The sequence below is a fragment of the Ligilactobacillus sp. WC1T17 genome (assembly GCA_900110005.1).
In the GTDB taxonomy this organism is placed as follows: Bacteria; Bacillota; Bacilli; order Lactobacillales; family Lactobacillaceae; genus Ligilactobacillus; species Ligilactobacillus ruminis_A.
This window is the reverse complement of record FOCC01000002.1, coordinates 125,681-138,643: the sequence shown is the minus strand read 5'-3', so window position 1 is coordinate 138,643 and position 12,963 is coordinate 125,681. Positions and strand designations below refer to the sequence as shown.

General features: G+C 39.0%; 11 protein-coding genes and 1 tRNA gene. 10 read left to right on the top strand and 2 right to left on the bottom strand.

All coding sequences use genetic code 11. From position 1 onward, the window contains the following. Nucleotides 1-8: 8 nt before the first annotated feature. The 10 genes from BMX26_RS01855 to BMX26_RS01810 all read left to right on the top strand — a co-directional run bounded on the left by BMX26_RS01855 (nt 9) and on the right by BMX26_RS01810 (nt 10,920). Nucleotides 9-218: a DUF2187 domain-containing protein gene (locus BMX26_RS01855; RefSeq protein ID WP_075529772.1), complete on the top strand. Its 210-nt coding sequence runs from the start codon at nt 9-11 to the stop codon at nt 216-218. A gap of 47 nt (nt 219-265) precedes the next feature. Further along, nucleotides 266-336, top strand: a tRNA-Gly gene (locus BMX26_RS01850). A gap of 243 nt (nt 337-579) precedes the next feature. Then, nucleotides 580-2,274 (top strand): arginine--tRNA ligase, encoded by a 1,695-nt coding sequence (argS, locus tag BMX26_RS01845; protein WP_075529771.1) that lies wholly within the window; start codon nt 580-582, stop codon nt 2,272-2,274. A 147-nt stretch (nt 2,275-2,421) separates the two neighbouring features. Continuing rightward, entirely contained in the window at nt 2,422-2,961 is a 540-nt protein-coding gene (locus tag BMX26_RS01840; RefSeq protein WP_075529770.1) for an NADPH-dependent FMN reductase, read from the top strand. Nucleotides 2,962-2,973: 12 nt separating this feature from the next. Continuing rightward, nucleotides 2,974-5,388, top strand: a complete 2,415-nt coding sequence (locus tag BMX26_RS01835; RefSeq protein WP_075529769.1) for a flavocytochrome c — start codon at nt 2,974-2,976, stop codon at nt 5,386-5,388. Between the two features lie 105 nt (nt 5,389-5,493). Further along, the gene (locus tag BMX26_RS01830; protein WP_075529768.1) at nt 5,494-5,964 is read left to right on the top strand and encodes an arginine repressor; all 471 of its coding nucleotides are present in this window, start codon (nt 5,494-5,496) and stop codon (nt 5,962-5,964) included. Between the two features lie 69 nt (nt 5,965-6,033). Further along, the gene (locus BMX26_RS01825; RefSeq protein WP_075529767.1) at nt 6,034-8,145 is read left to right on the top strand and encodes a PBP1A family penicillin-binding protein; all 2,112 of its coding nucleotides are present in this window, start codon (nt 6,034-6,036) and stop codon (nt 8,143-8,145) included. Nucleotides 8,146-8,160: 15 nt separating this feature from the next. Next, nucleotides 8,161-8,505 (top strand): YlbF family regulator, encoded by a 345-nt coding sequence (locus BMX26_RS01820; protein WP_075529766.1) that lies wholly within the window; start codon nt 8,161-8,163, stop codon nt 8,503-8,505. An 8-nt stretch (nt 8,506-8,513) separates the two neighbouring features. Next, nucleotides 8,514-9,455: a 3'-5' exoribonuclease YhaM family protein gene (locus tag BMX26_RS01815; protein WP_075529765.1), complete on the top strand. Its 942-nt coding sequence runs from the start codon at nt 8,514-8,516 to the stop codon at nt 9,453-9,455. 88 nt (nt 9,456-9,543) lie between these two features. Continuing rightward, nucleotides 9,544-10,920: an MFS transporter gene (locus tag BMX26_RS01810; RefSeq protein ID WP_075529764.1), complete on the top strand. Its 1,377-nt coding sequence runs from the start codon at nt 9,544-9,546 to the stop codon at nt 10,918-10,920. A 37-nt stretch (nt 10,921-10,957) separates the two neighbouring features. On the opposite strand, the gene BMX26_RS01805 is transcribed toward BMX26_RS01810, so the two are convergent. Continuing rightward, nucleotides 10,958-11,875, bottom strand: a complete 918-nt coding sequence (locus BMX26_RS01805) for a magnesium transporter CorA family protein (RefSeq protein WP_075529763.1) — start codon at nt 11,873-11,875, stop codon at nt 10,958-10,960. Between the two features lie 314 nt (nt 11,876-12,189). After that, nucleotides 12,190-12,657 carry a methyl-accepting chemotaxis protein gene (locus BMX26_RS09705; protein ID WP_075529762.1) on the bottom strand — a complete coding sequence of 156 codons (468 nt, stop codon included), beginning with the start codon at nt 12,655-12,657 and terminating at the stop codon, nt 12,190-12,192. Nucleotides 12,658-12,963: the final 306 nt, after the last annotated feature.

The window sequence follows — 12,963 nt, the reverse complement described above, 5'->3', positions numbered from 1 at the left end:
GTGAAATGATGGAAACAAATTTTCAAATTGGTGATCATGTGACATGTGATAAATTCGCCTCAATGAAATATGACTTTGAAGGCAAAATTGAAAAAATTTACGAAAATTCAGCCGTTGTTGAAATCGTTAAACATCATGACGAGGATAAAGAGGCTGTAGGTGATTTGCATAACCGCACAGTGGTTAGCTTAAAACACATGAAAAAAATTACTGCATAAAAAATGATGACAATTCGACAAAAGTATGTTAAAATTACTTTTGTTATGCGGGTGTAGTTTAGTGGTAAAATCCCAGCTTCCCAAGCTGATGTCGCGAGTTCGATTCTCGTCACCCGCTTTTGACCCTACGGATAGCGGTCTTTCCGATTATAAAAGAAGAGTAGCTAATACAAAGCTTTAAGCGAGTCTAGGTTGATGGAAGCTAGATAGTGGCGGTTAGTGAAGCGCACTTTTTAGGATACATTTTAATATTGAGTGGATTTATATTCAATTAGAGTGGTACCGCGGGCAATCTCGTCTCTTGTTTTTTACAAGAGGCGTTTTTTTTATCCGTTTTTTAAAATTTTAGGAGGATGTTAAGATGAGAGATTACAAACAGATGGTTGCTAATGCTATCAGCCAAGCCGTTGATGGCCAATTAAGTGTAGAAGATGCTTTAGCCAAGATTGAAACCCCTAAAACTTTGAACCTTGGTGATTATGCCTTTCCTGCTTTTGTTTTAGCCCGCGTTTTGAAAAAAGCACCACAATTAATTGCACAAGAATTAGTTGAAAAAATTGACCACACCGGCTTTGAAAAGATTGAAGCTGTCGGTCCATATGTCAACTTCTTTTTAGATAAAAAAGCTTTTTCAGCTGACATTTTAGCTGATGTTGTTGCCCAAGGCGGACATTTTGGTGACAAGGCTAGTGAAGGCGGCAATGTGCCAATTGATATGTCATCACCTAACATTGCTAAGCCAATGTCAATGGGACACTTGCGTTCAACAGTTATTGGTAATTCAATTGCGAAGTTATTAGAAAAGACGGGTTATACTCCCGTTAAAATCAACCACTTGGGTGATTGGGGTACACAATTTGGTAAGTTGATGTGCGCTTACAAGATGTGGGGATCTGAAGAAGAAGTTAAAAAAGATCCTATCGATTCTTTACTTCGTTACTATGTTCGTTTCCATGAAGAAGACGTGGAACACCCTGAATTGGATGAAGAAGCACGTCAATGGTTCAAACGCTTAGAAGATGGTGATGAAGAAGCTACAGCGCTTTGGAAATGGTTCCGTGAAGAATCACTCAAAGTCTTTATGCGGGTTTATGATCGCTTAGATATCACCTTTGATTCTTACAATGGTGAAGCTTTCTACAACGATAAGATGGATGAAATCGTTGATATTTTGGAAGAAAAAGGCCTGCTTCATGAAAGCAAGGGTGCACAAATTGTTGACTTATCCAAGTACAACTTGAACCCAGCCTTGATCAAGAAAACTGATGGTGCAACCCTTTATATCACTCGTGATTTGGCTGCTGCTCTTTACCGTAAGCGGACTTATAACTTTGTTCAATCACTTTACGTGGTCGGCAATGAACAAAAGAACCACTTTAATCAATTAAAGGCTGTTTTAAAGGAAATGGGCTTTGAGTGGTCAGATGATATCCACCACATTCCATTTGGTTTGATTACTAAGGACGGCAAGAAGCTTTCAACTCGTTCCGGCCGGATTGTCTTATTAGAAGAAGTGTTGGATGATGCCGTAAAATTGGCTAAGGAACAAATCGAAGCTAAGAATCCATCTTTGGCTAACAAAGATGAAGTTGCCGAAGCTGTTGGTGTTGGTGCCGTTGTCTTCCATGATTTGAAGAATGAACGGTTGAACAACTTTGACTTTAGTTTGGAAGAAGTTGTACGTTTTGAAGGTGAAACGGGTCCATACGTTCAATATTCACATGCACGTGCCATGAGTATCTTGCGTAAAGCGGGTAAGACGAGTTTTGATGCCAAAGCAAGCTATACATTGGACGATCCTGAAGCTTGGGAAACATTGCGGATGTTATCTGACTTCCCTGCTACAGTAGAACGTGCTGTTAAGGAATATGAACCATCTGTAATGGCTAAGTATGCTATTCATTTGGCTAAGGCCTTCAACCGTTATTATGCTCATTCAAGAATTTTGGAAGATAATGAAAATCTTGAAGCACGGTTAGCATTGGTATACAGTGTTGCTGAAGTTTTGAAGGAATCTTTGCGTTTGCTTGGTGTTAAAGCACCTGATGAAATGTAATTTTGAAAAAAAGCTAGGACTAACTGGTCCTAGCTTTTTTTTGCTAAAAATTTCACAAATTTAAATTCATGTTATATAATATAAGATGTTATTAATGCTATGATAGCGCGGATGTAAGCGATATCTGAAAAAGAAAGAAGGATATCTATGAAACTTTTAGGAATTGTAGGGACTAATGCTGAAAAGTCAACGAATCGCACTTTACTGCAATATATGAAGCGGCATTTTGCGCCTAAAGCAGAGATTGAAATCTTTGAAATTGATCAAATTCCTTTGTTTGATAAGCCGGATACAAAAGAAGCTCCGCAAAAAATTGCCTCTTTAGCAGCCAAAATTCATGCCAGCGACGGGGTTATTATTGCTACACCGGAATATGATCATGCTGTACCGGCAGCTTTGCTCAATGTTTTAGAATGGTTAACTTATTGTGAAAATGGGCTTGATGACAAGCCTGTGCTGGTTGTAGGGGCTTCCTATGGCTGCATGGGAACGTTAAGAGCGCAAAATCATTTGCGTCAGGTATTGGATGCACCAGAGATGAAAGCTCATTTTATGATTGGACAAGGCTTTTTATTAGGCCAATCCTTGGCAGCTTTCGATGATCAAGGCAATTTAACCCGTGTAGATGATCAAAAAGCTTTAGATGAATATTTTGCAAACTTTGCAGCAGCATATGAATTAAGTTAGGGTGGTGTAAGCATGAAATTATTTGGAATTATCGGCACCAATGCCAAAAAATCTGATACAAGAACATTACTTGAATTTATGCAAAAACATTATCAAGATCAAGCTGAAATCGAATTAGTTGAGATTAATACTTTGCCTCTATTCAATGAATCAAAAGAACTTAGTCAATCAGATGTTATCAAAAAGATGGCGGAAAAATTATCTCAGGCAGATGGTTTTATTATTTCAACTTCAGAACACAACCAAACTATTACGGCTGCTTTGAAGAGCTTTTTGGAATGGATGTCTTATGATTATCATCCTTTCCAAGACAAACCTTTGATGATTGTGGGGACCTCTACGAGATATACTGGTTCAGCCACAGCGCAAATTCATTTAAGAGAAATTTTAGAAGCCCCAGGTGTCGATGCTTTCACTTTGCCGGGAAATGAATTTTTATTAGGAAATAGTGAAGCAGCTTTTGATGAAGCAGGACAACTTAAAGATGAAAAAACAGTTGTGGTGTTGGACGGCTTCTTTAAGAACTTTATGCGTTTTGCCAAGGCAATAACTTTTTATAACATGCCTGAAGAAATTCACTACCAGGAAGGGTCATATGATGTAGTTGCACAGGGACACAACGGCAAGGTTCCAATGAAAGTAACCTTCTCAAATGATCGAATTGAAGCTATTGAAGTTGATTGTTCCGGAGAGACAGAGGGCATTGCTGATGTGGTCTTTGACCGATTACCTGATGAGATTGTGGCTGGCCAAACGTTAAATGTTGATGCTATTTCGGGCGCTTCAGTAACTAGTCGCGGCATTTTAGATGGGGTAGCGCAAGCGGTACAAATGGCCGGTGGCGATCCGGATATTTTGAAGCGGCGTCCTAAGCCAAGCGCTAAAATGCTGACCCAAGAAGAATTGACGACTGATGTAGCTGTTGTCGGCGGTGGCGGAGCAGGTTTGGCTGCGGCTGCTACGGCTATTCAGCAGGGTAAAAAAGTTATCTTGCTGGAAAAATTCCCCGCTTTAGGCGGCAATACTGTACGTGCCGGTGGTCCGATGAATGCGGCTGATCCTGACTGGCAAAAAACTTTTAAAGCTTTGCCTGGTGAAGATAAGACCTTGCGCAAGCTGCTTGAAACTGATGAAGCTACGATTGATCCTGAATATTTAGCTGATTTTAAAGAATTGAAAAAACAACTGCAAAAATATCTTGATTCAGGTGCTGACTATTTGTTTGATTCAAACCTGCTCCATGAGATTCAAACTTACTTAGGCGGAAAACGGGTTGATCTTCAAGGTAACGAAATTCACGGCCAATATGATTTGGTTAAGAAATTAATCGACAATTGCCTTGATTCAGTTAAATGGCTGGAAGATATCGGCGTAGAATTTGACAAGAGTCAAGTGACAATGCCGGTTGGTGCTTTATGGCGTCGGGGACATAAACCAATTGAAGGCTTAGGTTTTGCCTTCATCAAAGCATTGAAGAAATGGGTCTTGGAACATGGCGGCATGATTTTAACCGAAACACCGGTTGTCAAACTACGGACCAAAGATGGCGCTGTTTGCGGCTTAGTGGGTCGCGCTAAAGATGGTCATGAAGTTATTGTTCATACCCGTGGAGGGGTTGTGTTGGCTTCAGGCGGTTTTGGTGCCAATACCAAGATGGTACAAAAGTACAACACCTACTGGAAAGAAATTGCTGATGATATTGCTACTTCAAATTCACCGGCGATTACCGGCGATGGGATTAAACTTGGGGTCAGTGTTGGTGCTGACTTAGTTGGCATGGGCTTTACCCAAATGATGCCTGTATCAGATCCAAAGACTGGGGCTTTATTCACAGGTATCCAATGTCCACCGGCAAATTATGTCATGGTTAACCAACAAGGGAAGCGCTTTGTCGATGAATATGCTGGACGGGATGTTTTGTCCAAAGCAGCCTTTGATAATGGCGGGTTATTCTATTTAATCGCCGATGATGCCATTAAAGATACTGCTTATAATACTTCTGATGAACAACTTGATGCTCAAGTTGCGGCCGGAACCTTATTTAGAGCTGATACTTTGGAAGATTTGGCTAAACAAATTAATATTGATCCACAGACTTTGGTTGATACAGTTGCTAAATACAACCAATATGTTGATCAAGGTCAAGATCCTGAATTTGGCAAGGAAGTCTTTGATTTGAAGGTTGTTAAGCCACCATTCTATGCAACACCGCGGCGTCCAGCTATCCACCATACCATGGGTGGACTTAAGATTGATACCGAAGCGCATGTTTTGGATAAGAATGGCCACACCATTAAAGGGTTATATGCTGCTGGCGAAGTTGCTGGCGGAATTCATGCCGGCAACCGTTTAGGGGGAAATTCTTTGGCGGACATCTTTACTTATGGGCGTTTTGCCGGAATCAATGCAGCTAAAGACGCTGATTAAGCTTAAAAGGAACGTTTGGGCGTTCCTTTTTTTATGGCCTAAATTATGGTGTTGAGACGTCTTTTTGGTATAATAATACTGAATTAAGCAAGGAAGTGAATATTTTTGAAAAAAGAATTGCGACAAGCTAAGATTACCGAACTGATTATGCAACAAGTTATTTCAAATCAAGAAGAATTAATTCAAGCCCTAAGAAAAGAAGGCATTGCGGCTACACAAGCGACTATTTCCCGAGATATCCGGGAACTGCATATTGTCAAGAATGCTGATAGTAACGGCAACTTGCGTTATACTATTTTTCAAAAGCCGATTCAAACGGGGGAGAGTCGCTTTTATAAGGCCATTGACGATTTAGTGTTAGATATTTCCCAGGTTGAATTTATGAATGTCTTACATACTCCTTCACGCAACGCCAATGCCTTAGGCGTGATTATTGACAATTTAACATTGCCGGATGTGTTAGCTACTTTAGCCGGGTATGATACGTTAGTGATTATTAGCCCCAATAAAGAACAAGCTCATCATTTTAACCAAATCGTCAATGAGCGGCTAAAAGCCCGTCAAGCGGATGAATAATCATTTTTGGCTTTCGCTAAAATCTGTGATAAGATGGTTTAGTCTAATAAAATTAAAAAGAGGATTTTAATGAATTCATTTTTTAGTAAATTTAAAACGTCTGCTAGAGAGGCATTGAAGGCTTTTTTTGAGCTGCTGAAGAAATTTGCCTACAGGTTTCAGCTGCTAAGATGGTTGGTAGTTATCGGGTTAAGTCTTTTTTTGGCTATCAGTATTTACTTGGTTTACGTTGCTAAAACGGCCAATGTTAAACAGCTGCAAAGCGCCTTGCAGACGCCTACCATGATTTATGACAAGGATGATGATAAAGCAGGCTACCTCTATTCTCAAAAAGGAACCTGGGTTTCACTTGATAAAATTTCTGCAAATGTTTCGGATGCAGTTTTGTCAACGGAAGACCGTAATTTTTATCATGAATATGGCTTCTCAATCAAAGGGATAGCCCGAGCTTTCTTGCTCAATTTAAAAAATCACCTGCTGGGAAGTAATGCCATTGCCGGCGGTGGTAGTACGCTGACACAACAGCTAGTCAAAAATGCTTTTTTATCACAGGAACAAACCCTTTCACGCAAGGCCAAAGAAATATTTATTTCAATGCAGGTTGAAAATGTGTATACCAAAAAACAAATTCTTGCCATGTATTTAAATAATGCTTATTTTGGCAATGGTGTATGGGGGATTGAAGATGCAGCCGAAAAATATTTTGCTTGTCATGCGTCGCAGTTGACAGTTCCGCAAGCGGCCACGTTGGCGGGGATGCTGACCAGTCCGAATGCTTATAACCCCATTGATCATCCGCAGGCTTCACGGTTAAGGCGCAATGTGGTACTGAGCTTGATGAAAGACAATGGCAAATTAACTACTACACAAATGCAAAACTATCAGGCTCAAGCGATGGTAACTAAAGACAATTATCAATATACATCAGGTTATCGTTACCCTTATTTTTTTGATGCTGTTATCAGTGAAGCGATTAATAAATATGGTTTGACAGAATCAGAAATCATGAATAATGGTTATAAGATTTATACGACTTTAGATCAAGTCCATCAAAGTAAATTACAGTTGGCTTTTGCTAATGACGATTTATTCCCTGCTGATTCCGCCAGCGGTGCTAAAGCACAGGGGGCTTCCATTGCAATTGATCCTAATAACGGCGGGGTGACAGCTTTGGTGGGTGGCCGCAGTGGCAGCCATGTTTTTAGAGGCTATAACCGGGCAACACAGTTAATCCGTTCGCCTGGATCAACGATTAAGCCGTTAGCCGTTTATGTACCGGCCCTGCTGCATGGTTATCATTATGATTCCATGGTAGAAGATAAGTATCAATCTTATGGCACTGATAATTATACTCCGCAAAATGCGGTGGCTAGTTACCAAGGCAAAATCATGCTGTATCAAGCCTTGGCTGAAAGTAAGAATACATCAGCTGTTTGGCTATTAAATAAACTTGGAGTGGATACCGGCTATAAATGGGCGGAAAAATTTGGGCTAACCTTGTCAAAATCAGATAAAAATTTAAGTTTGGCTTTGGGTGGCTTGGTCAAGGGGGTTTCCCCGTATACGATGGCTCAAGCTTATAGTACTTTTGCCAATGATGGAGTTCAGTATCAAGCTCACTTTATCAGAAAAATTGTTGATTCTTCAGGCCGGGTTGTGGTGGATAATGAAGATGTTAGTTCTAAGCGGATTATCTCAAGCAAGGTAGCTAGTGAAATGACCAGCATGATGATTGATGTCTATAAAGATGGAACTGGGGTTTATGCTAAACCTGATGGTTATACGATTGCGGGCAAAACGGGTTCGACGCAAGGAAATGGGGTTAACCCAATGGCAGCTGATACCGACCATTGGTATATTGGTTATACTAAAGATATTGTGCTAGCCACTTGGGTTGGTTTTGATTCCAATAAGAATACAATTGAAAATGCCGGTGTTAGAGGTGGATCGCTACTTTTTAAGACTGAAATGGAAGATATTTTGCCTAACACGAAACAGACTAAATTTACTGTTAAAGCTGCTTCAGTCAGAGCTTATAATAAATTAGACTCATCTTCTTCCAGTGTTTGGCGTGCTTTGCAAAAAGCCGGAGAAAGTGTTAATAGTTCCGGTATTAAGAATAAAGTTGATACCTGGATTAATGAAGGTAAGAGTAAATTACAAGAATTTTTTGGACAATAAATAGGAGGAATAAAAGTGATTAATATTTATGATACTGCAAATCAAATGGAACAGGATTTGCGCAAAACCGATGAATATCAAGCTTTAAAGGCAGCTTACCAAGACCTTAAGGCTGATGAAAAAGCTTATGCTTGCTTTAATAAATTGCATGAATACCAAGGAAAACTGCAACAAAAGCAAATGCAGGGTGAAACCATTACCGAAGCAGACTTTAAAACTTTGCAAGATTTAAGTCAAGAAGCGAACCAATATCCCAGCTTAATGGCTTTAATGGAAAAAGAACAGGCTATTAATAGTTTGTTAGATGAGTTAAGCAAGATTATTTTCTCACCTTTGCAAGATATTTATCATGAAGCCTAGGTGATTTTATGGCAAAACAACTTTTTGATTATGAAGTAGGCGAACAGGTTGATTTATTTGCGCTTATTAAAAGCGCTGATGTCAGGACAGCCAAAAACGGAAATCACTTTATTGCACTCAAGTTTGCTGATAAATCAGGAACAATCAGTGCAAAATTTTGGGATGCTTCTGATAAAGAAATCAAGCTTTTTCAACCGGGCAAGGTGGTTTATTTAAACGGCAAGCGGGAAACTTATCAAAATAATCCCCAAATTAAAATCAGTCATTTAAGATTGGCTAAAGATGATGAACCAAATAATCCTAGCTTATATCTGCAAGATGCGCCGGAAGACCAAAGCCAGATGCAAGTAGAATTGCAAACTTTCATTTCCCAAATTAAAAATAAGACATGGCATGATGTGGTTTTAGCCCTGGTAACTAAGTATCAAGAAGCTTTCTTTACGTATCCGGCGGCCAAATCAAATCACCATGCCTATGCTGGCGGTTTAATTTATCATACACTGACAATTTTGAAATTAGCTCAAGGTGTGGCTAAGGTTTATCCTGTTAATACTTCCTTGCTGTATGCTGGCGCTATTTTGCACGATATGGGCAAATTAAAAGAATTATCCGGCGCTGTGGCGACAACTTATACGATGGAAGGCAACTTGTTAGGACACATTGTTTTAATCGATGAAGAAGTAGTTTTAACCATGCAAAAACTAGGAATTGATTTAGATAGTGAAGATGCTGTTTTATTACGGCACATGATTATTTCCCACCATGGTTTGCTGGAATATGGTTCACCGCAGACGCCTAAACTTTTAGAAGCTGATATTTTACACCAGCTGGACAATTTAGATGCCTCAGTACAAATGATTAGAGCAGCGGTGGGGCATACCCAAGAAGGACAATTTACGGAAAAATTGTTTGCTTTAGATGGCCGCATGTTTTATCATCCGCAAGATTAGCTTGTTTTATAATTTAAAATTATCTATAATAAAAGAAAGACTCGTGGCGGGAATCCGCTAACGGGTCTTTTATATTTAGGAGGTACTTATGAAAGAAAATAAAGTATATATGGCTCTATTTACGTCAGCTTTGTCGACTTTTATCGGGGTTTTAAATGAAACCTCGCTAAATGTGGCTTATCCCAAATTGGCCAGTTATTTTAAAGTCAGTTTAGATACAGTTCAATGGGTTACGACCGGTTATTTATTGACGGTGACGATTATGATGGGAGCTACAGCTTATTTGCTGAAACAATTTAATGCCAGATGGCTAAGTCTGGTTTCTAATATAGCTTTTATCAGTGGAGCGTTGATTTGCAGTTTTTCTGTTAATTTCAAAATGCTGCTTTTGGGGCGGATTATTCAAGGCATAGCAACAGGATTAGCTACACCGGTTATGTTCCACATCATTTTCACGCAGGTTCCCAACAAATTAAAGGGCTTAATGGCCGGTGTTGGTGGGATGGTCATTTCATTTGCGCCAGCTTTGGGACCTACTTATGGTGGGATTGTCGTTGATCAGACCAATTCTTGGCGGTTTATCTTTAATTATTTGATTATTTTAGGTATTATTGCTTTAATTTTAGGACAGATTTTCATTAATACTAAAGCATTTGGTAATGATAAACCTTTTTCTTACGGGGCTTTTGTGACCTTGGGCTTAAGCGTGGCATCCTTGGTTTATGCTAGTTCGGTGATGGCTAAGGGTAGCATGCTGACATTAATGGCCTTTATTATTTTAGGCCTGGTTTTAGGAGCTCTATTTGTGAAATTAAATAATAGCGGCCAAAGCCGGCTATTTGACTTAGGTGTTTTTAAACACAAGACCGTAGCTTTAGCCACACTTACTTATTTTTGCCTACAGTTTATCAATATTGGGATTGCTGTGGTCATCCCGCTTTATATGCAATATGTTTTAAAGACAAGCTCGACTACAGCAGGATCTGTTTTGTTTCCAGGTGCTTTAATTGGGGCTTTGCTGTCACCTTTAGCCGGGACAATTGCTGACAGTGTGGGGGCCAGCAAGCCGGTTATTACAGGCGGAATATTTTTATTGCTGAGTTCACTGTGCTTTTTGCTTTTGCAAAAGCAAATGACCGTAATACTGATTACTGTCATATATATTTTCTTGCGGTCGGGCTTTAATTTAGCTTTTTCTAACACCATTAATAATGCGACGAGCCAAGTTGAAATCCATAATATTGCTGATATTAATTCCATTTTTAATGTGACACAGCAATTTGCAGGATCCTTGGGTGTTTCAATTTTAACCGGGATTATGGCAATGCACCAAGCGCATGGTCAAGCAGGTTTTGTGCAAAATTCCTATGAGGGCGGACAGGCTGATTTTATACTGGTTGCAATTTTAGCAGGGATTGCTCTGGTAGCTATGATTACGAATTATTCCTTGCAGAAAAAAGCTTAATAAAAAGCCGTTCACTGGTTAAAGTGAACGGCTTTTTTTAAAACATTTTGCGCTTTTTGAAAAACCATAATAAAAGGCCCATTAAAATCAGCATAATGAATGAGATTAAAAGCCAGGATAATTTTTGATGCATAAAAGGTAAAGCCACGTTCATCCCATAAAAGCCCGTGATGATAGTTGGAATGGTCAAAATAAGCGACCAAACAGTCATGAAATTCATGATGTCATTTAAATTGTTATTTAAAATATTATTGGAAGTCATCGAAATTTTTTCGGTTACTTCACTTGAGATATTTACCATCCGGTTGGCTTGGCGCAATTCAATGAAAACATCATCCAGTTTTTCGCGGCTTTGGCTTGATAAAGTGAAGTGTTCTTTATGGTGAGATAAACTTTCCAGCATAATTAAATTGGTTTGCAAGCTGCTGGAAAGGTAGACAAAACTTTTTTCGATTTTGGCTAATTGCAAAAGATCGCGATTTTTAATACTTTCATTCAGACGGGCATCAAGATTATTGCGTTCGATATTCAAGGTTGTCAGCGCGCTGTTAAAATAAGATGCTGCATGCAATAAAAAATTTACCACAAAATCATAGGCATCTGTAATCTGGTTGAGTTCTTTTTGACTAAAGTTTTCTAAGGCGTAATTAGTATCATCACTGTGGAAGGTGAAGACGGTAGTTCCTTGTACCAGTAAAATGACTGGCTGCGTGGTGAAATGTTTTTGTTTATCCTTGGGCCAAACAGGCAAGTCATAAACGACAAGGCTGCTATTGGTTGCAGCATCATAATCATAGTGGGGGCGTTCGTGGATGTCGGAGAGGTATTCAATGAGAGCAGGGGTAAAATGCAGGAATTGGCGCAGCTGCTTAAGATCATTGTCTGTCAGCTGATTAATGTCAAACCAGCTATAATTAGTAGGCGACTTTTTGTTTATCTTTTTGCGTGTAATCATTTTACTCTCCCCCTAGTCTGTAGCATTTATTTTATTGTAGCATAAAAAGTCTCAGGATTAACGGAGGCTTTTTGGTTAAAAGGTAAATTTATCAGTTTGTTCCTTTAATTTTTCAGCCACATCCTGCATTTTTTAGACGTGTTGGGTAAATTCATTCATGGAAGCCAAAACTTCCTCTGAGTTCGCTGGAACTTCTTGTGTGCCGGCTGCATTTTCTTCAGTTGCTGCGGAAATATTTTCCAAATCACTCAAGACGACATCTTAGACTGACTAAATGTTGCCGCTTGCTGTTTGGATATCGGCAATACCGTTGGTTATAAAGCGGTAGTACGGTTGTAAACTTTTTCAGTCGAGCTGATAGCTTCACTGATTAATTGCGATTGCTTATGTCCGCCGTCAAGGGAGGCTTGGGTCTTTTGTACCATATCATTGGATTGTGCAGTAATTTTTTCAATAATCGCTGCAATTTCTTTGGTAGAATCAGCACTTTGGACCGCTAACTTTCGAATTTCAGAAGCTACAACGGAAAATCCTTTGCCGGCATCGCCAGCACTGGCAGCTTCAATAGAAGCATTTAAAGCTAACAGGTTGGCTTGACGTGAAATTTCATTGATAACATTGATGATTTTATTGATATCTTGGACATCATTATGCATCTTTTCAACGCTTTCTTTTAAATCTTTCATATCAGCCAATTCAGTTTCCCAGTTAGTATTGACATTGTTCATAGTCGTCATATTTTGCTGGTTGACCGTAGCTGCTGGCTTGGTTTCTTCATTCATGGAGGAAACATTTTGATGCAATTGATTAATGATTTGCGATAATTCCTTAAGCTTATCAACACCGCCTTGGGTTGCAAAGAACTTCTTAAGACTTTATTAAGCTATTTGTTAAGGTGTTTTTTAATAATAGTCGGATAATTAAGGAATATTTTTTAAAATGACATGAATGCGTAAGAAACATATGAAAGATTTGATAATAAAAAAATACTAAAAAAGGAAATTTTGGTATTATTTATGGATAATATTACTAAGAAAGTTGTATAAAAGCGAATAAAGTCTATATGAAAACGGTTTATAGACTGGGCT

What these genes read in the sequence shown, in the direction of transcription:
- BMX26_RS01840 (WP_075529770.1), top strand. Translation starts at nt 2,422, where the DNA reads ATGAAACTTTTAGGAATTGTAGGGACTAATGCTGAAAAGTCAACGAAT.
- argS (WP_075529771.1), top strand. Translation starts at nt 580, where the DNA reads ATGAGAGATTACAAACAGATGGTTGCTAATGCTATCAGCCAAGCCGTT.
- BMX26_RS01805 (WP_075529763.1), bottom strand. Translation starts at nt 11,875, where the DNA reads ATGATTACACGCAAAAAGATAAACAAAAAGTCGCCTACTAATTATAGC.
- BMX26_RS01810 (WP_075529764.1), top strand. Translation starts at nt 9,544, where the DNA reads ATGAAAGAAAATAAAGTATATATGGCTCTATTTACGTCAGCTTTGTCG.
- BMX26_RS01835 (WP_075529769.1), top strand. Translation starts at nt 2,974, where the DNA reads ATGAAATTATTTGGAATTATCGGCACCAATGCCAAAAAATCTGATACA.
- BMX26_RS01825 (WP_075529767.1), top strand. Translation starts at nt 6,034, where the DNA reads ATGAATTCATTTTTTAGTAAATTTAAAACGTCTGCTAGAGAGGCATTG.
- BMX26_RS09705 (WP_075529762.1), bottom strand. Translation starts at nt 12,657, where the DNA reads ATGAATGAAGAAACCAAGCCAGCAGCTACGGTCAACCAGCAAAATATG.
- BMX26_RS01855 (WP_075529772.1), top strand. Translation starts at nt 9, where the DNA reads ATGGAAACAAATTTTCAAATTGGTGATCATGTGACATGTGATAAATTC.
- BMX26_RS01815 (WP_075529765.1), top strand. Translation starts at nt 8,514, where the DNA reads ATGGCAAAACAACTTTTTGATTATGAAGTAGGCGAACAGGTTGATTTA.